This is a genomic window from Micromonospora yasonensis (assembly GCF_026013475.1).
Taxonomy (GTDB): domain Bacteria; phylum Actinomycetota; class Actinomycetes; order Mycobacteriales; family Micromonosporaceae; genus Micromonospora; species Micromonospora yasonensis.
The window spans coordinates 1-19,670 of sequence record NZ_JAPDPH010000066.1; the positions used below are offsets into that span (position 1 = coordinate 1).

Consider the following 19,670-nt stretch of genomic DNA (forward strand, 5'->3'; position numbering starts at 1 on the left):
ACGTGGTCGCCCACCACATCACCGGCATCGTCGTCCAGGCCCAGGCCGCGCAGCTGGTCGGTGGACGCGAGCCGGAACGGGCGCGGCAGTCGCTGGCCGGCATCGAGTCGGCCGGCTCCGACGCGCTCGCGGCGATGCGACGCCTCGTCGGCATCCTGCGGGACGACGCCGACGCGGCTCCGGCCTCGGCCGGCCCGGAACAGCTCGCCGGGCTGGTGGCCCGCTTCGCGCGGCAGGGTGTGGCGGTGCGGCTGCGCGTCCCGGACGACAACCCGTCGTGGCCGCCCGAGGTGACGGCCACGGTCTACCGGGTGGTCCGCGAGGCGCTGACCAATGTGGCCCGGCACGCGCCTGACGCCAGTACGGTGGCGGTCACGGTGGCCGAGGAGGCCGGGACGGTGACCGTCTCGGTCGTCGACGACGGCCCGCCCGCCCCCGCCCGGCATTTCCACCGGCACGGGTACGGGCTGGTCGGGATGCGGGAGCGGGTCGAGGCCCTGGGCGGGACGCTGGCCGCCGGCCCCCGCCCCGGCGGTGGCTGGTCGGTCGCGGCCCTCCTGCCCGCGCCGGCCAGGGAGCGTCGGTGACCATCCGGGTGCTGCTCGCCGACGATCAGGCGATGGTCCGGGGCGGCCTGCGGATGATCCTGGAGGACCAGCCCGACATCGAGGTGGTGGCCGAGGCAGTCGACGGGGTCGACGCCGTGGAGCAGGCCCGGCGGCTGCGCCCGGACGTCTGTCTGGTCGACATCCGAATGCCCCGGCTCGACGGCCTCCAGGTCACCCGGGCCCTGGCCGGGCCGGGCGTCGCCGACCCGCTGCGCGTCGTCGTGGTGACCACCTTCGACCTCGACGAGTACGTCTACGGCGCGCTGCGCGGCGGCGCGGTCGGGTTCGTCCTCAAGGACGCCGGTCCGGCCCTGCTCGTGGAGGCGGTACGGGCCGCCGACAACGGCGACGCGCTGGTGTCACCCTCGCTGACCCTGCGGCTGCTGCGGCACCTGAACCCGCCCGCGCAGCCGGCCGCCGGCCGATTCCGTCCGGCGCTGTCGAATCGTGAGATCGAAGTGGTCCGGGCGATCGCACGTGGGCGGACCAACCAGGAGATCGCGGCCGAGTTGTTCATCTCGCTGAGCACGGTGAAGAGCCACCTTGCCGGGATCCAGCACAAGTTGGGTGCCCGCAATCGGGTGGAGGTCGCCGCGTGGGCCTGGGAGAACCGGGTCGTGGAGAGTACCTGAGGGTTCCCCCTGAGGCCCTCGGGGTCGCCACCCGGGACCTTCCCGGATCCCTGTTCTCAAGCGGCCGGAAGTGTCGGTCCCGCGGGATAGGTTCGTGGGCATGAGACAGGGCAGCGACCGGTTCCATGTGGAGATTCACGTGGCCGACCACGTGGTGGACGTCCGGCCGGTCGGCGAGATCGACATCGCCACCGTGGGGTCGTTCCGGGCGGCGCTGTGGGCCGCCCCGACGCGGCCGCTGCTGCGGGTCGACCTGTCCGGCGTGCGGGTGCTCTCCGCGGCCGGTGTCCGCGCCCTGGTGGCCGCGCACCTGCGGGTCCGGGCCCAGGGCGGTGAGCTGGTGCTCGTCGATCCCGATCCGGTGGTGGCCCGGGTGCTGCGGGTCACCGGCCTGCGCCGGGTCGTGCGGGTCGCGTCGGGATCCGACCTGGTGCCGGCCGGCGGGGTGCCGCTGCCCACGCGGGAGCTGGTCGCGGCCTGACCGGCCCCGGCACGCCCGGGTCGCCGGCGTGCCCGCCGACGGCCCGGGTGCCGTCCCGGTCGCTCAGCGGACGCCGAGCAGGTCCACGACGAAGACCAGGGTCTCGTTCGGCTTGATGACGCCACCGGCGCCCCGGGCGCCGTAGCCCAGGTGCGGCGGGATGGTCAGCCGACGCCGGCCGCCCACCTTCATGCCGACCACGCCCTGGTCCCAGCCGGCGATGACCTGGCCGCCGCCGAGCGGGAACTCGAACGCCTCGCCGCGGTTCCACGAGGCGTCGAACTCGCGGCCGGTCGAGTGGGCCACGCCGACGTAGTGCACGTTGGCCAGCTGGCCGGGGCGGGCCTCCGGGCCCTCGCCGACCGTGATGTCCTCGATGACGAGATCGGCGGGCGGCGCGCCCTCGATCGGGCCAACCTCGGGCTTCTCCATGAGCGGGTCTCCTCGGTGCTGACGGTGCGGTCACCGTCGATCCTGCCCGATCGTGCCCGGCCGATACGCGTCGGTCCCCGCCGCGGCGTGGCGACGGGGACCGGTGACGGCACAAAGGTGGCGGGCGCCGCCTGTCGGTGACGCCCGCCCGGTGGGTACTGCCCGTACTGACCTCACTTCAGCCAGGGGAGCCGCTGGACGATGGGGAGCTTCGCCCACGCCTTGCCGAGGCCGAGGGTGTTGCCGGCGCCGACCAGGGCCAGGACCGCCAGCAGACCGGTGTAGATGAGGTGGTCGTCCAGGAAGGGGTTGTTCTCGGGGGGCAGCACGGCCGTCCACATCATGACCAGCAGGAGCCCGCCGGCGACCGCGGCGATCCGGGTGCCGATGCCGAGCAGCAGGGCCACACCGATGGCGAGGAGGCCGACCATGAACAGCCAGTCCGCCCAGGCCGCGCCGGCGATGTCGTGGTAGAGGCCCTTGAACGGACCGGCCGCGCCGAAGGTGAGGAAGCCCTTGGTGGGGCTGCCACCGTTGATCCAGGCGGCCTTCGCCGCGGTCTCGTGCCCCAGGCCGAACATCTTGTCGAGGAAGGCCCAGAGGAAGGTCCAGCCCAGCGCGAGCCGGAGTCCGGCGAAGACGTACCGGGTGGCCTTCTGACGGGTGGTCTCGGCGTCCCGGTTGGTCTGGGCCGCCGGAGCGATCGTGTTGGCGGTGATCCGCTCGATCGTCGCGGTCATGGTCTCCACGTCCCTTCCTGTGCCTCGCACCGCGCTTTCCGGTGGCACCTTCATTCCACCTCCCGGGCGCGGTCGCGGGCAGGGCCGACCGGGCCGCTCCGGACCGGGACCTTGGACCCCTTCCGGCCCGGTCCGGAGGGCCTTCGGTGGCCGGCCGACCGCCTCTGACCCGGACGTCCAAATCCGCCTAGCGTCGCAGGTGGAAGGTCGGGCCCGAGGAGGTCGTGATGAGGACGTGGCGGGTGGACGACGTGATGACCAGGGACGTCGCGACAGTGCGGGAGGAGACGCCGTACCGGCAGATCGTCGACGTGCTGATCCGGCGGGGCATCAGCGCCGTGCCGGTGGTGGACTCCTTCGACCGGGTGCTGGGGGTGGTCTCCGAGGCGGACCTGCTGCACAAGGTGGAGCGGTCGGGTCACCCCGACGAGCGCCGGGTCTTCAAGGGGCGGCGCCGGCGTACCGCCCGGGAGAAGGCGGGCGCACTGGTGGCCGGGGACCTGATGACCGCCCCGGCGGTCACCACCACCCCGCCGGCGTCGCTGCCGGCGGCGGCCCGGCTGATGGACCGCGAGGCGGTCAAGCGGCTGCCGGTGCTGGACGACCTCGGCCGGCTGGTCGGCATCGTGACCCGCAGCGACCTGCTCCGGGTGCACCTGCGTACCGACGCGGAGATCCGCGAGGACGTGGTGCAGCAGGTGCTGCGCAAGGTGCTCGCGGTGCGGGACGGCCTGGTCACCGTCCAGGTCTGCGACGGCGAGGTCACCCTGGACGGGCGGTTGGACCGGCGTAGCGCGGTCGACCTGGCCGGCCGGCTCGCCGCGCAGGTCGCCGGGGTCGTGCAGGTGCACATCACCGTCGGGTACGACGTGGACGACACCAGCCTCATGGAGCTGGACCCGGTGCACGCCATGCCGATCGCCTGACCGACCAGGGTGCGGGCCCGTTCGTCGCGCGGCTCAGCTCGGGGCGAGCTGGGCGGCGAGCAGCGTCGGCGCCTCGGCGAGGGAGGGCCCGTACCAGGTCAGGTGCCGGCCCGAGACCAGCGCGGCCGGTACGCCGGGGAACGCCTCCGGCCCGTCCTCGGCGGTGAACCGGTACGGCTCGTCCGGCAGCACCACCAGCTCCGGCCGCCGCGCGCGCAGCTCGTCCAGGCTCGGTCGGGGATAGCGCTCCTCGTGGTCGGCCCACTGGTTGGCCACGCCGAGCCGGCGCAGCACGTCACCGGCGAAGGTGTCCCGGCCGAGCATCACCCAGGGCCGCCGCCACACCGGCACCACCGCCGCGCGGACGGTGCGAGGCGTGGGCAGCGCGGCCCAGGCCCGCCGCGCCGCGAGCAGCCACTCCGGCTCCTCGCCCACGCCGAGCGCGGTGACCAGCTCGCCGAGCTGGGTCAGCGCCTCCGGCACCGTACGGGGAAAGGTGACCCGCACCGGCACCCCGGCCGCGTGCAGGGCGTCGGCGTCCTCGCGTCGGTTCTCCTCGGTGTTGAGCAGCACCAGGTCGGGTCGGAGGGCGAGCACCCGGTCCAGGTCCGGGTACTTGCTCCCGCCGACCCGGGCGACGGCCAACCCGGCCGGGTGGGTGCACCAGTCGGTGGCACCGACCAGCACCTCGGGCCGGGTCAGCGCGACCGCCTCGGTCAACGACGGCACCAGCGACACCACCCGCACGACCGTTCCCTTCCTCGTGGTCGCGCCCATGGTCGCGCATCGAAGACCCCGTTCACCGTCCGGGCTCGTCGTCCAACCGGGCCGTCACATCCAGGTGCGCGGGCCGGCAGCCGAGCGTCGCCGCGAACCGCCGCACCGCGGCGTCGACCTGATCGCGGGCGGCGGCGACATCCGCGTACGCAGCCAGGCGCACCTCCACCCAGACGTCCGGCCGGGCCACCGGTCCGGTGAGCACCACCCGGGCCCGGCGGGTCCCCGGTGTCCGCAGCAGGTCCCGTTCCAACGCGTCGGTCAGCACCCCGCTGGCGACCCGGGTGCGCCCACCCCGGTCCCCGGGCTGCGCCAGGGTGCCGGATAGCCGATCCGGCACCCGCAGCCCGGCGACGAGCAGCCGCTGCCCGAGCAGGGCCGCCAGCACCCCGGCGACCGCCACCGCCAGCGGGCTCCACGGCGCGCCCGCCCGCCACCAGGCGATCGGCCCGGCGCCGAGCAGGGGCGTGTCGCCACCGGGCAGCCGGTCCGTGCCGACCGCGAGCGCTGTCCCGCCCGCCGCCACGAGGAGCAGGGCGACAACCGTCCAGAGCAGCCGGTGGGCGGCGTTGCTCATGTCGTCCGCCGGGCCGGTACGAGCCGGACCTCGATCCGGTCCCGGTGGGGCGCGGCCAGCCGGTCGAGTTCCCGGCGCAGCGCGAACTCGACGTCAGCGCGGGCCGCCGGGTCGCCGGTGGCGGTCACCCGGGGCCGCCAGGCGTCGCCGCGCCGGCGTACGCGTACCCGGGCGCGCCGGACGCTGGGCACCGAGCGGGCCGCCCGGGCCAGTCGCCGTTCCACCGAGCGGCGGTGCAGGTGCCAGCCGTCGTTCCCGGGCAGTCGCAGCCGGACCGGGCGCCAGCGGCGCAGTTCGGCGGCGAGCACGACCAGGCCGAGCAGGGTGACGCCGGCGGCGACCACCCGCACCGGGGCGTCCCGCCAGCGGGTGGCCGCCAGCGTGGCGGGCCAGCCGGTCGGCAGCGGCCCGGGACCGCCGAGCGCGGCGAGCAGCCCGGCGAGCGCGACGAGCACCCCGCCCGCGAGCAGGGCGACGGCGAGCAGCAGGGTGGCGACCCGGTTGACGGTACGCACCTCAACCCCCGGCCGGCCGACGGCCGCGCACGTCGTCGGCGGGCTTCCCGGGCAGTCGCAGGCCCACCACCGTGACGGTGATGGCCTCGACGGTGAGACCGGTCTGCGCCGCCACGCCGGCGGTGATCCGGCGGCGTACCCCCTCGGCGGCCGTGGGCAGGTGGACGCCGTGGTCGACCACGACGTCGAGATCGACGCGGGCGGCCCGCGCCTCGATCCGGACGGTGGCCGTCGGGGCGGAGACGGCCGGGGTACGCCGCGCCGCGTCCTCGGCGAGGCGGCGGATCTCCTCCTCGGCCCGCCGGCCGGGCGACGGGGCGCTGCCGGGTGGCGCGGTGGCGCCCGGCGGAGCGGCGGTGCCCGGTGTCGCCGCGCCGCCGGGTCGGGTGGCGGCGCGCTGGGACGCGGAGGCGCCGGGCCGGGGCAGGGTGCCGGTCATCCTGGCCACCCCGCTCAACGGCGCCGGTCCGCGCTCACCCGGTCGGCTAGACCGGGGACGGTGGCATCGCCGTCGACGGCCCGGACGAGCAGCCAGCCGACCAGCCCGGCCAGCACGGCGGCCGCCGCGGCGCCAGCCCCGCCGAGCGCCCAGACCGCGACCAGGAGGAACCCGGCGAGGTATCCGAACTGCTGCCGCGTCATGTCCACCTCCGCTCCCGACGGCGACCGAACCGGACGGGCGGGGCGTACCCGTTTCCGGGCCGCTCAGTCGTGGCCGGCGGCCTCGCCGGGCCGGTGACCGCCGTGGGCACGGCGAAGGCGACGAACGGGTACGACCGGGCCGAACCGTCCAGCGCGGCGCGGGCAGCCGTCGGCGCGGCGCTCGCGCAGTCACTCGTGCGGCGGCGGTCGCGGGTGCCGCGTCAGCGGTCCGCCGGTGACCCCACTCCGGGCGCGTGCCGTTCGGCCCACTCCGCGCGGGTCAGCGCGTACTCCACCTCGCCGTGCTCGGATCCCTCGATCGCCTCCGGCCAGTCCTGGTGGAACGTCCGCACATACGACAGGCCGGCCTTGGCCATCACCCGGCGGGAGCCGGCGTTGACCGCCATGGTGGTGGCCATGACCCGGTCCACGCCGAGTTCGGTGAAGCCCTTGTGGACCAGCGCCCGGGACCCCTCGGTGGCGTACCCGGCGCCCCAGGCGAACCGGCGCAGCCGGTAGCCCAGCTCCACCTCGCGGGGGTCGCCGTCCCGGACCGGCCGGAACTCGAACCAGCCGAGGAAGACGCCGTCGGACCGCCGTTCCGCCGCCCACCAGCCCAGCCCCGGCGGTCGCCGGTACGCGGCCAGCATCCGCGGCAGCACGCGGTCGCGGATCTCCTCGGCCGGAGTCGGCCGGCCGCCGGTGAGGTGGCGCATCACCTCCGGGTCGGCGTCGAGGTCGGCCAGAAGCGGGGCGTCGGCCGGGGTGAACTCGCGCAGCACCAGCCGGTCGATGGCCAGGAAGGTCGACACGTCGGACATCCCACCCGTGGGCGGCGCGGCGAGCAAGCGGATTCCGCGCACCGGCGCGGCGGCGGTCATCGTCGACGTCCTACACTCGGGCCGGTCTGGCGACCGACGGATGGATCTGGCGAAGATGACGAGCACCGGCAGCGTGGCGACCTCCTGGCTGCGTCCGATCGCGGCCGGCGGCGCGCCGCCGTTCACCCGGTCGGGGCAGATCGTCCACCCGTCGCGCCGGCTCAGCGAGCTGGTCCAGGGCCGGCCGCCCGGCGTCACGGGCAACCAGTGGAGCACCGCCATCCGGGAGAGCTTCGACCAGGTGGTGTGTGCGGCCGACTCCGGCCGGCCGCGCTTCGCCGTCGAGTTCGCCCCGCCGGCGGCGCCCGGCTCTCCGGCCCGGCGCGCCGAGCGGATGACGAACACGGTCTGCGCCGCGGTCGGCCTGCCGGTGCTGCGGGTCGAGTCGCCCACGCTGCGCGGCGCGGACCACGCCCGCCGGCTCGTCGAGTACGTCATCGACGCCCGCGCCTACGCCGCCGGCATCGGCCCGGAGAGCGGGTACGCGGTCGGCTTCCGGGACATCGTCGGCCGGCTCCCGGACGGCCGCAGCGGGCCGGTCAACGACCTCGGGGCGCTGGCCCGGGCCGCGGCCGTCGAGGCGTACGTCGAGCGACGCCTCGCCGACCCGATCGTCCGTGGTCTGCACGTGTGCTGGACCGACGGCCCGGCCGAGGGATGGAGCTGGGTCGAGGTGCGGCCGGGCCGGTGCCTGGTCGAGCGGGTCCAGCTCTTCGCGCAGCGGCTCTCCTGCGGGGTGCCGCCGGGCCGGCTCGCCGAGGACCTGGCCGTGGTGGCCGTGGGGGAGCGGCTGCGCGACCGCGAGGGGGCCGAGCCGCCGCTGGTCGACCGGGACGAGCTGCGCGAGCAGATCCGGCGACTGGCCGCCCGGCGGGACGAGTTCGACGGCGGCTTCGCCTTCGACCACCTCTGCGCCGACTGATCCGGCCCGACTCGGGACCCGCGCACAGTGCGCGGTCTGGGCCGGGGACGGCTCGCATCGCATCCCGATGATGGAGCGGGCCAACCAGACGCCCGCCTTCGACGTGGTGCGGATCCGGGTCAACTGAGGTAGGGGACGGTCAGGGCCGTCCGAGGTATGCCAGGCGGTTTCCGGCCGTCTGCCTTCCGGCATCCGGTGCCGCCCGGGTCTGATCGGGTTCCCGGCCGGCACCCGATGCCGGCGGGCCTCTCGTGGCTGAAAATTGTGAACACCGGGAAAAGCCGACCGGGGCCGCGCCGATTTCTCAGCGTGACCCCGGGATGCCCAAGGGTGAGCCGAGGAGGGCTCAGCGGTTCTTGTAGGCCTCCACCACCGACACTGGGATGCGGCCCCGCTCGGAAATCTCGTACCCGTTCTTGGCGGCCCATTCCCGGATGGCGCGGTTCTGCTCGCGGTCTATTCCCGAGGTGGCCGGGCCGGTCGTCCGGCGCGTGGCGCGCCCGCTCTCCACCGCACCGCGCCCCATCCGCCTGCCAGCGCTGATGTAGGGGTCCAGGGCCTTGCGCAGAACGCCCGCGTTTTCGTCGGAGACGTCGATCGTGTATGCCACGCCGTCCAGGCTGAACTCGACGGTCCGGTCGGCCTTTCCGCCGTCCAGGTCGTCGGTCAGAACGGTGATTACTTTCCTTGCCATCGCCATTGCTCCCTGTGTCGGGCGGGGTGTGGCTAAGAGTTTGACGTACGGCATGGCAAATTCGCAACAATACCGCTCGTTTTCGGTGAGTCGCCTAATCGGGCTGACGGAATGGTGCGTCCGCGAAGGCCGAGAGGCCGAGCGGAGAGTGGTGTGGGTCACAGCCCGGAACAAGGGGAACCCTTTGTTACTTGAGTCTGACACGCTCAACTCCACGTGATAGCAGGTGTTCGATGGCAACTCTTCCGGTACTGCCCCTGACCGACGTCGTCCTGCTGCCCGGCATGGTCATCCCGGTGACCCTCGACCCGACCACTCAGGCCGCGGTCGACGCGGCCCGCGCCAGCGGCGACAAGAAGCTCCTCGCCGTACCCCGCATCGACGGTGAGTACGGCTCCGTCGGCGTGATCGCCACCATCGAGAAGGTGGGTCGGCTGCCCAGCGGCGAACCCGCCGCCGTGGTCCGCGGCCTCGCGCGCGCCCGCATCGGCTCCGGCGTGCCCGGACCGGGCGCCGCGCTCTGGGTCGAGGCGACCGAACTCGACGAACCCGCCCCGGCCGGGAAGGCCCGGGAACTCGCCCGCGAGTACCGCGCGCTGATGACCTCGGTCCTTCAGCAGCGGGGCGCGTGGCAGGTCATCGACGCCATGGAACGGATGACCGACCTCTCCGAGCTGGCCGACGCGGCCGGCTACGCGCCCTGGCTCAGCCTGGCGCAGAAGACCGAACTGCTCGCCGCGCCGGACGTCACCGCCCGGCTGGAGCTGCTGGTCGGCTGGGTCAAGGACCACCTGGCCGAGCAGGAGGTCACCGAGCAGATCAACAGCGACGTCCGCGAGGGGCTGGAGAAGTCCCAGCGGGAGTTCCTGCTGCGCCAGCAGCTCGCCGCCATCCGCAAGGAGCTCGGCGAGGACGAGCCGGACGGCTCCGCCGACTACCGGTCCCGGGTCGAGTCCGCCGACCTGCCCGAGAAGGTCCGCGAGGCGGCCCTGCGCGAGGTCGGCAAGCTGGAACGGGCCAGTGACGCCTCCCCGGAGGCGGGCTGGATCCGTACCTGGCTGGACACCGTCCTCGAGATGCCGTGGAACACGCGTACCGAGGACAACACCGACCTGGCCGCGGCCCGCACGGTGCTCGACGCCGACCACGCCGGCCTGGCCGACGTGAAGGACCGCATCCTGGAGTACCTCGCGGTGCGCAACCGGCGCGCCGAGCGCAACCTCGGCGTGGTCGGCGGCCGCGGTTCCGGTGCGGTGCTCGCCCTGGCCGGCCCGCCCGGGGTCGGCAAGACCAGCCTCGGCGAATCGGTCGCCCGGGCGCTCGGCCGCAACTTCGTCCGGGTCTCCCTCGGCGGCGTGCGGGACGAGGCGGAGATCCGCGGCCACCGGCGCACCTACGTCGGCGCGCTGCCCGGCCGGATCGTCCGCGCCCTGCGCGAGGCCGGCTCGATGAACCCGGTGGTGCTCCTCGACGAGGTCGACAAGCTGGCCGTCGGCTACTCCGGCGACCCGGCCGCGGCCCTCCTGGAGGTGCTCGACCCGGCGCAGAACCACACCTTCCGCGACCACTACCTCGAGGTCGACCTCGACCTGTCCGACGTGCTCTTCCTGGCCACCGCCAACGTGGTGGAGACCATCCCCGGCCCGCTGCTGGACCGGATGGAGCTGGTCACCCTGGACGGCTACACCGAGGACGAGAAGGTGGCCATCGCCCGCGACCACCTGCTGCCCCGGCAGCGGGAGCGGGCCGGGCTGACCGCCGACGAGGTGACGATCGCCGACGAGGCGCTGGCGCTGATCGCCGGGGAGTACACCCGGGAGGCCGGCGTCCGGCAGCTCGAACGCGCCCTGGCCAAGATCCTGCGCAAGGTGGCCGTGGCGCTGGCGTCCGACCCCACGCCGGTCCGGGTGGACACCGGCAACCTGGCCCGCTACCTGGGCCGGCCGAAGTTCACCCCGGAGTCGGCGGAGCGTACGGCGGTGCCCGGCGTGGCCACCGGCCTGGCGGTCACCGGGGCCGGCGGCGACGTGCTGTTCATCGAGGCGACCAGCATGGACGGTGAGCCGGGGCTGACCCTCACCGGCCAGCTCGGCGACGTGATGAAGGAGTCCGCGCACATCGCCCTGTCGTACCTGCGGTCGAACGGGCGACGGCTCGGGCTGGACCCGAACGCCCTGGCCGGACGGCGGATCCACCTGCACGTCCCGGCGGGCGCGGTGCCCAAGGACGGCCCCAGCGCCGGCATCACCATGGTCACCGCCCTGGCCTCGCTGGCCAGCGGCCGGCCGGTCCGCCCCGAGTTCGGGATGACCGGCGAGGTGACCCTCTCCGGCCGGGTACTGCCCATCGGCGGCGTGAAGCAGAAGCTGCTCGCCGCCCACCGGGCGGGCCTGACCGAGGTGATCATCCCGAAGCGCAACGAGCCGGACCTCGACGACCTGCCGACCGAGGTACGCGATGCGCTGACCATCCACACCCTCGCCGACGTCGCCGACGTGCTCGCCCTGGCCCTGCGCCCGGCCGAGGTCGACGCGGAGGCGCTCGGCGGCCAGTCGCTCACCGCGGCCTGAGGTGCACGGAACGGCCCCTTCTCCACGCATTCGGCGTGGAGAAGGGGCCCCTCCTTACCGGCGGTCGCGGCGGTCGTGGGTGTCGAAGCGGCGTTCACCGCCGGCGTCGCCGTCCCGGTCCCGGCGGACGGTCGCCTTGCGGCCCTTGATGGTGCTGCCGCGCAGCCCGCGGATCACCTCGTCGGCGAGCGCGTACGGGACCTCCACCAGAGAGAACCGGTCGGCGATCTCGATCGAGCCGATGTCCCGGCCGCTGACCCGGGTCTCCCCGGTGATCGCCCCGACCAGGTCCTGCGGCCGGACCCCGGCGCGCCGGCCCAGCCCGACGAACACCTGGGTCGTGCCGCCGGGGCGGGGGCGAGCACCGCCGCGCCGCTCGTACCCCGCCGGCCGGGGCTCGCGGGGCGGACGGACCGCGACCTGCGGGATCTCCTCCTCGTCTGCGGCGCCGGGGAGGGTCGCCTCGTGGGCCAGCTTCACCGCGGCGAGCGCGACCTCCATCAGGTCGAACTCGTCCGACAGCGACTCCACGATCACCCGGAACGGCTCCAGGTCGTCCTCCAGCAGCGACTCCCGCAGCGCCGCCTGGGTCAGCTCCAGCCGCCGGGTACGCAGGTCCGCCACCGTGGGGATCTTGTCGATGGTGATCCGCTGGCCGGTGACCCGCTCGATGGTCTTGAGCATCCGGTGCTCGCGCGGCTCGGCGAGGGTGATCGCCACGCCCTCCCGGCCGGCCCGGCCTACCCGGCCGATCCGGTGCACGTACGACTCCGGCGCCGACGGGACGTCGTAGTTGACCACGTGGGTGAGCTGCTCGACGTCCAGCCCGCGCGCCGCCACGTCGGTGGCCACCAGCAGGTCCGCGGTGCCCGCCCGGAGTCGGCCCATCACCCGGTCGCGCTGCTCCTGGCTCATCCCGCCGTGCAGCGCCTCCGCCCGGTAGCCCCGGCCGTTCATCGTCTCGGTGAGCCGGTCCACCTCCTCGCGGCTGCGGCAGAAGACGATCGCCGCGGTGGGCGACTCGACGTCCAGCACCCGGCCCAGCGCCGCCGGCTTGTGCGCCCGCGCCACGATGTACGCGCTCTGCCGCACCCGGGGCGCCTCGCCGGCCACCGGTCGCTCGCGCTCGATCTGGATGCGTACCGGGTCGGTCAGGTGCTGCCGGGCCAGCCCGTCGATCCGCGCCGGCATGGTGGCCGAGAAGAGCACCGTCTGCCGCTCGGCCGGCGCGTGCTCCAGGATCGCCTCGATGTCCTCGGCGAAGCCCATGTCGAGCATCTCGTCCGCCTCGTCCAGCACCACCGTGGCCACCGAGCCCAGCCGCAGGGTGCCCCGGGCGATGTGGTCCAGCGCCCGGCCCGGCGTCGCCACCACCACGTCCACGCCCAGGTCGAGGGCGCGCAGCTGGCGGCCGATCGGCTGGCCGCCATAGATCGGCAGCACCCGGGTGCCCAGGTCCTTGCCGTACCGGTGGAACGCCTCGGAGACCTGCACGGCCAGCTCCCGGGTGGGCACCAGCACCAGCGACACCGGGTCACCCCCGGTCCGTTCGTCGGGCATCCGCTGCAGCAGCGGCAGGGCGAACGCGGCCGTCTTGCCGGTGCCCGTCGCCGCCTGACCGAGCAGGTCCCGACCGGCCAGCAGCGGCGGGATCGCCTCGCGCTGGATCGGGGTCGGCTCCTCGTAGCCGAGCGCGGCGAGCGCGCCCAGCAGCTCGGCGCGCAGCCCGAGATCGGCGAAGGCCGGCGGCTCGTCGGCGTCGATGGGGGTGGTGGGGTCGCTCGGCGTTGGTGCGGAACTCATGGGACAAGCCTTTCATCACCGCCCGCGGCCCGGTGCGGCGACCGGCGCAACCGTCGGCCCCGCCACGTTCCGTCCCGGCATCGCGGTGCCGCTCCCGTCTCCTGCCGGTGTCGTACCCCGATGACAGATTCGGTGGATGATCAAGGCACTCGTCCTCGCCGGCGGCGGGGTCGCCGGCATCGCCCGGGCACCGGCCGGCTGGCACGAGGTCGGGCGGAGAGCCGCAGGCTCCCCGCCCGGGCGGCCGGCGTGGGCCGCCCGGCCACCCGCGCGTCAGCCGGCGAGGAGGGCCAGCCCGACGCTGATCCCCACCGCGACGTCCAGTACCCCGCACCACTCCCCGTAGCCCCGGGGCACCACCCGACCGGTGCGATGGTGTGCCAGGTCCCAGGCGGCGTGCCCCAGCCAGCCGGCGGCCACCAACCAGCCGGCGAGGCCATCCGCCCCCGCGAGGGCGGCCAGCGCCAGCCCGGCCCAGCCGGCCAGCCCGGCGAGCTGCACCGCCAGGGCCCGTCGGTCCCGCCACTGCCGCCGCCACGTGCCGATGAGCAGGTAGCCGGCCGGCAGTACCAGCAGGGTCCACGGGGAGAGCACGGTGGGCGCGAGCCAGAGGTCGACCGTCATCAGCAGCGCCAGCGCGGTGGGCCACCGGCGCGCCGCCGCCACGACGACCGGGTGCCGGGCGGGTGGGACGGGCTGCTCGTGCCGGTGCCGCAGCGCCACCAGCACCATCGCCGGCACCATCAGCAGGTGGCCGCCGAGCAGCAGCGCGTCGTCCCCGACCAGCCCGGCCCACCAGGGCGGCAGGAGCAGCAGGAACGGGACGTACATGGCAGCGACCATCTCGGCGGTGGCGGCCCACCCGTGGCCCCGGTGCCACATCCAGGCCGCCATGCCCAGCGACATGTCCGTCGCCAGCACCAGCGCACCCACGTCCGGTCGGGCGAGCACGCCGCCACCGCCCACCACCGCCGCGGCCACCCGCCACAGCGGTTCGAGCAGCACCATGCCCGCCACCATCGCCACGACCATCTCCGCGAGGTGTCGCGCCAGCCGGCGGCCGGCGCGGTCCGATCCCCTGGGTACGCGTACCGTCGTCTCCGTCATGCCTCGACCCTGCCGGGAGCGGCCGTCCGGCCGACAGGCGCGCGCGGCACGGGAAAACCGGGCGCGGCGCACGGTGCGACCGGGCGATCCGCCGGGGTGAACCGGTCGACCGCCGGCCATAGGATCAGCGGGCATGACGGTCGAGGCGGCGGACCGCCGGCTGCGTGGGGCGCGCCGGCTCACCCTGGTGTCGCTGGCCACCAATCTGGGCGCCACCCTGCTGCTGCCGGGCGTCGGTCTGGCCCGGGAGCCGGACCCGGTCCGGCTGCTCCTCGGCGCGGTCGGGCTGCTGGCCTTCGTCGCCGCCCAGGCGGCGGTCGTCCACGCGGCGGTCACGCCCTGGCTCGCCGACGAGCGGCGCCGACGCGGGTACGCCGCCCTGACCGTGGCCGCCGTACTGAGCGTGCCGCTGGTCGGGCCGGTCGCCGCCGGCGCCTGGCCGACCTGGGCCTGGTTGGGCGCGTCGCTGATCGGGATCTTCCCGCTGCTGTTCCGGCCACCGGCCGCCCTGGTCGGGGCGGTCGCGGTGCTCGCCGTCGCGGTCGCGGTGGCCCGGTGGACGGGGCTGCCGGCCCGCGACACCGTGCTCATCACCGGCGGCGTCGGCCTCGGGGTGGCCGCGATCAGTTGGGCGCAGGTCTGGTTCTGGGACCTGCTCGTCGAGGCCCGGCAGGGCCAGGCCGCCCGGGCCCGCCTGGCCGCCGCCGAGGAGCGGCTGCGCTTCGCCCGGGACGTGCACGACCTGCTCGGTCACGACCTCACCGTGATCGCGCTGAAGGCCGAACTGGCCGCCCGGCTCGCGCCGGTCGACGCTGCCCGGGCCGGCCGGGAGGCCGCCGAGGTGCAGCGGCTCGCCGGGTCCGCCCTGCAGCGGGTACGCGAGGCGGTGCACGGTTACCGGTCCGTCGACCTCGCCGAGCAGGCGGCCGCGGTCGGCGAGGTGCTGCGCTCCAGCGGGGTGCGCTGCACCGTGGTGCCACCCACCGGTGAGTTGCCCGCCACGGTCGCGGCCGACCTGGCCGCGGTGCTGCGTGAGGCGGGCACCAACGTGCTGCGGCACAGCCGGGCCGACTGGTGCCGGATCGAGATCACCCGGGAGGACGGCCTGGTGACCATGACCGTACGCAACGACGGCGCCCTCGACGGCGGCCCGGACCCGTACAGCGGCGGCCTGCGCGGGCTGGCCGACCGGCTCGCCCCCGCCGGCGGCAGCGTCCGCGCCCACGCCGAGGACGGGGTGTTCAGCCTGGTGGCCACCCTGCCGGTGCCGTCGTGATCCGGGTGCTGCTCGCCGACGACGAGGAGCTGATCCGGCTCGCCCTCGCGGCCCTGCTCGATCTGGAGGCCGACATCGAGGTCGTCGCGCACGCCGGCGACGGCCGCGCCGCCTTGACCGCGGCCCAGGCGCACCGGCCGGACGTCGCGGTGCTGGACCTGGAGATGCCGCCGCCCGGCGGGATCCAGGTCGCCGCCGAACTGGCCCGCGTCCTGCCCGGCTGCGCCGTGGTGATCCTGACCGGCCACGGCCGCCCCGCCCATCTGCGCCCGGCACTGGCCGCCGGCGCCCGGGGATTTCTGCCCAAGGGTGCCCCCGGCGGGGCGCTCGCCGACGTGATCCGGCGGGTCCACGCCGGCGCCCGGTACGTCGACCCGGCGCTCGCCGCCGACGCGCTGACCCTGCCCGAGTGCCCGTTGACCCCCCGCGAGCTGGAGACCCTGCGGCTGGCCGAGTACGGCACCCCGGTCGCGGTGATCGCCCGGCGTACCCACCTGGCGGCCGGGACGGTGCGCAACCACCTCGCCGCCTGCGTGCAGAAGCTCGACGCCGCGGACCGGGCCGAGGCGGTCCGGATCGCCCGTGAGGCCGGCTGGCTCTGACCGCGCTCGGCCGGCTCCGGCCCCCGTTCGGCCGGCTCGCGCACCCGGGCCGGCTCAGGCCGGCTCGACCGGGATGCGGGCCTCGGCGAGCAGCGCCGGCCCGGCGTACGCCACCGGGGCGTACGGGGGCATCGGGCGCAACTGCGTCACCTGCTCGGTGCTCAGCGCGTACACCACCCGGCCCAGGCCGGAGCGCTCGATCGCGACGACGCACATGCCGCAGGGCTGGCAGCTGGTGTACATGGTGGCGACCGCGGCCGCGTCGGGGGCGAGGTTCCGGGCCGCCCAGCGGGCCAGCTTCAGCTCCGGGTGGGCGGTGATGTCGTCGTCGGTCCGCTCGGTGTTGACCTCCTCGGCCAGCACCCGCCCGTCGGCGTCGACCAGCAGCGAGCCGAACGGGCCGTCCCCGGCGTCCCGGGCGGCGGTGGCCAGCGCGATGGCCCGGCGCAGGTGCCGTTCGTCGGTCTCGGTCAGCACACTCATTCGGTCCGCATTCCCCACGGGACGTCGCGGCACACCGCCGACGGCTAGCCTGACGGCGTGCGGACGGTCGAGCTGCTCTGTTCCCCGGAGCTGGAGGAGGCGGTACGCGCGGCCTGGACCCGGTTGGCCGCCGCCGGCCTGCCCAGCCTGGCGCGCAACACCCACCCCACCAACCGGCCGCACCTGACCCTCGCCTGCGTCGACGAGTTCCCGCCCGGCACCGAGCAACGCCTCGCCGACCTCTGCGACGCCGCGCTGCCCCTGCCGGCCCGCCTGGACCGGATCGAGGTGCTGGACGGCAGCGCCCCGCTGGTCTGGCTGGTCCGCCCCGCGCCGCAACTGGTCGCCCTGCACGGCGCGGTGTGCGACGTCCTCGCCGACGCGGATGGGCAGCGCCCGTGGCACCTGCCGGGCCGGTGGATCCCGCACCTGAGCCTGGCGTTGCGGTTCCGGGACGCCGACCGGCGCCGGGCCCGGGCGCTGGCCGGCCTCGACCGGCCCAGCGGGGAGTTCGTCGCGGCGCGCAGCTACGACAGCGGGACGGGGACGGTCAGTGACCTGACGCCGACGTGTCCGCGCCCAGGCAGTTGAGCGTCGGCGGCCGGCGGTGATGGCGGTCAGCGTCGCGGCGGTTGCCGGATCGCCGGTCGCGCACGGCCCCCGTCACCAGGCGGTGACGGGGGCGCGCGCCGGGCGGGTCAGCGGTAGAAGTGCAGGTAGTCGAATTCGGCGGTGACCGGTGGCGTGGCGCCGCCGTGGGCGACCAGCCCGATCCGAGGCGTGGTGTCGGCCGGGAAGGTCCAGACCGCACCCCAGGTCCAGCGGACCCCGTCACGGCTGGAGCCGGCCCGGAACTCGTGCTCACCGGTGACCGGGTCGACGTGGTGCGCCAGCCGCAGCCAGGTGCTGGTCGCCGGCGTGCCGACGATGCTGCCGCCGTACACCGGTCGGCCGGCGAAGGGCAGCTCGTAGCCGTACTCGACCTGCCGGGTGTTCCAGATCGCCACCTGGGCCAGCCGGGCGAACCGGTCGTCGTCGACGTACGCCGTCAGACCAGCCTGCTGATAGTTGCGGACGGTGTCCTCGCCGAGGGGGAGGGTCACCTTGGTCTCCGCCACATAGTCCCCGGTGGGCGCGTCGCGCAGCAGCACCCCGGCGGTGTTGCCGGTGCCGACCAGGTCGGTCGCCTCCACCGGCCAGCGCAGCGCGCCGTCGGCGACGGTCGCCGCCGGGTTTTGCCGCACCCACTGCCAGGCCGGGTCGAGCCCGCCGTCGAACTCGTCGGACCAGCCGGGCAGCAGCGGGCCGACCATCGGCGCGGCGGCCGGGTGCCGCACCGGCCGGTACAGCGGGGCCGCGCTGACGTTGTCGAACTCGGCGGTCCCGTCGTCGGCGAGCAGCGTCAGGGGCCCGGCGGCCGGGCTCGTCAGTGCCAGGGTCACCACGGCGAGCGGGTCGCCGAGCCGGTCCGGGGTCAGCTCCGCGACGAGTTGCCCGCCGCGTACCTCGACCGCGAGGTTGTGCCGGTCGGCGAGGTCGAGGCCGGCGGGCAGCGGGGCGGACGTGGCCGTGCCGCCGGCGTCGCGGGCCAGCAGCCGGCCGTCGCCGACCCGGACCTCCGCCCGGCCGAGCCGCAACCCGGCGCCGCCGGCTCCGGTCAGCCGCAGGTCGGCCTCCGCGCGCACGTCGCCGTCGGTTCCGGTACGGCTGGTCAGCGCCCCCTCGCCGGTCAGCGTCCCGTCGGCCACCCGCCAGGTGCCCTGGACGGGCCGCCAGCCGGTGAGTCCCGCGTCGGCGAAGCGGTCGTCGATCCGGCCGGTGGTGACCGGGGCGGGACGCGTCCCGTCGGACGGCCCGGCGCCGGCGTTCACCGTGGGCCAGCCGTCCACCCAGTCGAGCCGGTCCAGCAGCATCGGCCGCTCGTTGACGCCGAACGGCTCGTCCAGGTACGGGTCGGCCCGGTCGATGGCGTGGTAGACGATCCAGTCCTGCCCGGAGAGGTCGGTCAGCACCGCGTTGTGCCCGGTGCCGATCCAGCGGTTGCCGTTCTGGGTGAGCACCGGGGTGCCACCTGCCCGGGACACGTCGAGTCGCTGGCCCTCGCGGTCCACGAACGGGCCGCGCGGGCTGCGCGACCGCCCGACCTGGACGGAGTAGCCGGTGGCCGGGCCGGCGCAGCAGTTGGCGGTGGAGGCGAAGAGCCAGTACCAGCCGTCGTGGCGCAGCACGTAGCTGCCCTCGAACTTGTTGTCGATCGCGACGAGGCGGGGGGTGCCGACCGCGCGCAGCCCGTCGGGGGAGAGTTCGGTGACCGAGATCCCCCCGTAGTAGCTGCCGTAGTAGAGGTACTTCGTGCCGTCCACGTCGGTGAACTGGCTCGGGTCGATGGTCCAGAGAAAACCGCCCCCGCCGCCGGGGCGGGGGGCGACCACGGGCTCGTCGGCGAAGGTCCACGGGCCGGCGGGGCTGGGCGCGGTGGCCGCCCCGACGGCGGTGTCGAAGGTGTCGCCGGAGACGGTGGTGTCGGTGACGGTCACGTACATGACCCAGCGGCCGGCGACCCGACGCACGTCGGGGGCCCAGAGCATCGCGCCGGGTGCCGCCCAGGACGGGCGCTGGTCGGCGGTGAAGGCGTCCCCGACGTAGGTCCAGTCGGCCAGGTCGGCGGAGCGGGCGATCGGCACCCGGTGGGGCTGCCGCTCGCCCTCGCGCAGCGGATCGGAGGTGCCGAAGGCGTACCAGAGGCCGTCCTCGCCCCGGACGACGGCGGGGTCGGCGAAGGTGTCGGCGAATCGGGCGGAGACCGGGTTCGGGTACCGGGCGGGCGGCCCGGGGTCGGCCGGAGCCGACACGGCGGGGGTCGCGGCGAGCAGCAGACCGAGTGCGGCGGCGACGCCGCGGCGGAGGTGTCCCATCAGACCTGCCTTGGTGGTGGGCAATCAGTCGACGAAGGTCTCTGCCTGTTTACAACGTTGGATACAACGATGTAAAGACCCGCACCG

The 19,670-nt window shown here is 75.2% G+C and carries 22 protein-coding genes; 9 read left to right on the forward strand and 13 right to left on the reverse strand.

The window, feature by feature from the left end; translation table 11 throughout:
- The 3 genes from ONA70_RS15800 to ONA70_RS15810 form a co-directional block, all read left to right on the forward strand.
- Window positions 1–587: sensor histidine kinase (locus ONA70_RS15800; RefSeq protein ID WP_265007190.1), on the forward strand; the 587-nt coding region annotated here is incomplete at its 5' end.
- Window positions 584–1,240, forward strand: coding sequence for a response regulator (locus ONA70_RS15805; protein WP_265007191.1), 657 nt, complete (start codon window positions 584–586; stop codon window positions 1,238–1,240). The genes ONA70_RS15800 and ONA70_RS15805, both read left to right, overlap by 4 nt.
- A 100-nt stretch (window positions 1,241–1,340) precedes the next feature.
- Entirely contained in the window at window positions 1,341–1,721 is a 381-nt protein-coding gene (locus ONA70_RS15810) for an STAS domain-containing protein (RefSeq protein WP_265007192.1), read from the forward strand.
- A gap of 63 nt (window positions 1,722–1,784) precedes the next feature.
- Here the strand turns inward: ONA70_RS15810 and ONA70_RS15815 are convergent, their stop codons facing one another.
- A complete protein-coding gene (locus tag ONA70_RS15815) occupies window positions 1,785–2,153 on the reverse strand; it encodes an FKBP-type peptidyl-prolyl cis-trans isomerase (RefSeq protein WP_265007193.1) in 369 nt (122 codons plus the stop codon).
- 173 nt (window positions 2,154–2,326) lie between these two features.
- Window positions 2,327–2,902, reverse strand: a complete 576-nt coding sequence (locus tag ONA70_RS15820; RefSeq protein ID WP_265007194.1) for a DoxX family membrane protein — start codon at window positions 2,900–2,902, stop codon at window positions 2,327–2,329.
- 218 nt (window positions 2,903–3,120) lie between these two features.
- Between ONA70_RS15820 and ONA70_RS15825 the strand changes: the two genes are divergently transcribed.
- The gene (locus tag ONA70_RS15825) at window positions 3,121–3,819 is read left to right on the forward strand and encodes a CBS domain-containing protein (RefSeq protein WP_265007195.1); all 699 of its coding nucleotides are present in this window, start codon (window positions 3,121–3,123) and stop codon (window positions 3,817–3,819) included.
- 33 nt (window positions 3,820–3,852) lie between these two features.
- Here ONA70_RS15825 and ONA70_RS15830 read toward each other — a convergent pair whose 3' ends face one another.
- The 6 genes from ONA70_RS15830 to ONA70_RS15855 all read right to left on the reverse strand — a co-directional run bounded on the left by ONA70_RS15830 (window position 3,853) and on the right by ONA70_RS15855 (window position 7,151).
- On the reverse strand, window positions 3,853–4,566 hold the full coding sequence (locus tag ONA70_RS15830) for a helical backbone metal receptor (RefSeq protein WP_265007196.1): 714 nt from the start codon (window positions 4,564–4,566) through the stop codon (window positions 3,853–3,855).
- 52 nt (window positions 4,567–4,618) lie between these two features.
- Window positions 4,619–5,173 (reverse strand): hypothetical protein, encoded by a 555-nt coding sequence (locus ONA70_RS15835; protein WP_265007197.1) that lies wholly within the window; start codon window positions 5,171–5,173, stop codon window positions 4,619–4,621.
- The gene (locus ONA70_RS15840) at window positions 5,170–5,688 is read right to left on the reverse strand and encodes a hypothetical protein (protein WP_265007198.1); all 519 of its coding nucleotides are present in this window, start codon (window positions 5,686–5,688) and stop codon (window positions 5,170–5,172) included. The genes ONA70_RS15835 and ONA70_RS15840 overlap by 4 nt, the downstream gene beginning before the upstream one ends.
- Before the next feature lies 1 nt (window position 5,689).
- Window positions 5,690–6,127, reverse strand: a complete 438-nt coding sequence (locus ONA70_RS15845; protein ID WP_265007199.1) for an Asp23/Gls24 family envelope stress response protein — start codon at window positions 6,125–6,127, stop codon at window positions 5,690–5,692.
- Window positions 6,128–6,141: 14 nt separating this feature from the next.
- A complete protein-coding gene (locus ONA70_RS15850; protein ID WP_265007200.1) occupies window positions 6,142–6,330 on the reverse strand; it encodes a hypothetical protein in 189 nt (62 codons plus the stop codon).
- A gap of 221 nt (window positions 6,331–6,551) precedes the next feature.
- Window positions 6,552–7,151 (reverse strand): GNAT family N-acetyltransferase, encoded by a 600-nt coding sequence (locus ONA70_RS15855; protein ID WP_406601197.1) that lies wholly within the window; start codon window positions 7,149–7,151, stop codon window positions 6,552–6,554.
- Between ONA70_RS15855 and ONA70_RS15860 the strand changes: the two genes are divergently transcribed.
- Window positions 7,123–8,133, forward strand: a complete 1,011-nt coding sequence (locus ONA70_RS15860; RefSeq protein ID WP_265007202.1) for a PDDEXK family nuclease — start codon at window positions 7,123–7,125, stop codon at window positions 8,131–8,133. The two genes, ONA70_RS15855 and ONA70_RS15860, sit on opposite strands and share 29 nt — an antisense overlap.
- Before the next feature lie 346 nt (window positions 8,134–8,479).
- Here the strand turns inward: ONA70_RS15860 and ONA70_RS15865 are convergent, their stop codons facing one another.
- Complete coding sequence (locus ONA70_RS15865; RefSeq protein ID WP_265007223.1) at window positions 8,480–8,827, reverse strand: histone-like nucleoid-structuring protein Lsr2; 348 nt, start codon at window positions 8,825–8,827, stop codon at window positions 8,480–8,482.
- 233 nt (window positions 8,828–9,060) lie between these two features.
- On the opposite strand from ONA70_RS15865, the gene lon reads away from it, so the two are divergent.
- On the forward strand, window positions 9,061–11,397 hold the full coding sequence (lon, locus tag ONA70_RS15870; protein WP_265007203.1) for an endopeptidase La: 2,337 nt from the start codon (window positions 9,061–9,063) through the stop codon (window positions 11,395–11,397).
- Window positions 11,398–11,451: 54 nt separating this feature from the next.
- On the opposite strand, the gene ONA70_RS15875 is transcribed toward lon, so the two are convergent.
- Together ONA70_RS15875 and ONA70_RS15880 are read right to left on the reverse strand one after the other, a co-directional pair.
- A complete protein-coding gene (locus ONA70_RS15875) occupies window positions 11,452–13,200 on the reverse strand; it encodes a DEAD/DEAH box helicase (RefSeq protein WP_265007204.1) in 1,749 nt (582 codons plus the stop codon).
- Window positions 13,201–13,473: 273 nt separating this feature from the next.
- Window positions 13,474–14,307 (reverse strand): hypothetical protein, encoded by an 834-nt coding sequence (locus ONA70_RS15880; protein WP_265007205.1) that lies wholly within the window; start codon window positions 14,305–14,307, stop codon window positions 13,474–13,476.
- A gap of 133 nt (window positions 14,308–14,440) precedes the next feature.
- Between ONA70_RS15880 and ONA70_RS15885 the strand changes: the two genes are divergently transcribed.
- Window positions 14,441–15,583 (forward strand): sensor histidine kinase, encoded by a 1,143-nt coding sequence (locus tag ONA70_RS15885; RefSeq protein ID WP_265007206.1) that lies wholly within the window; start codon window positions 14,441–14,443, stop codon window positions 15,581–15,583.
- A complete protein-coding gene (locus ONA70_RS15890; protein WP_265007207.1) occupies window positions 15,580–16,185 on the forward strand; it encodes a response regulator transcription factor in 606 nt (201 codons plus the stop codon). The genes ONA70_RS15885 and ONA70_RS15890 overlap by 4 nt, the downstream gene beginning before the upstream one ends.
- Window positions 16,186–16,239: 54 nt before the next feature.
- Here the strand turns inward: ONA70_RS15890 and ONA70_RS15895 are convergent, their stop codons facing one another.
- Complete coding sequence (locus ONA70_RS15895) at window positions 16,240–16,668, reverse strand: nucleoside deaminase (protein ID WP_265007208.1); 429 nt, start codon at window positions 16,666–16,668, stop codon at window positions 16,240–16,242.
- Between the two features lie 57 nt (window positions 16,669–16,725).
- On the opposite strand from ONA70_RS15895, the gene ONA70_RS15900 reads away from it, so the two are divergent.
- Window positions 16,726–17,259 (forward strand): 2'-5' RNA ligase family protein, encoded by a 534-nt coding sequence (locus ONA70_RS15900; RefSeq protein ID WP_265007209.1) that lies wholly within the window; start codon window positions 16,726–16,728, stop codon window positions 17,257–17,259.
- Between the two features lie 107 nt (window positions 17,260–17,366).
- On the opposite strand, the gene ONA70_RS15905 is transcribed toward ONA70_RS15900, so the two are convergent.
- Window positions 17,367–19,583 (reverse strand): family 43 glycosylhydrolase, encoded by a 2,217-nt coding sequence (locus ONA70_RS15905; protein WP_265007210.1) that lies wholly within the window; start codon window positions 19,581–19,583, stop codon window positions 17,367–17,369.
- Window positions 19,584–19,670: the final 87 nt, after the last annotated feature.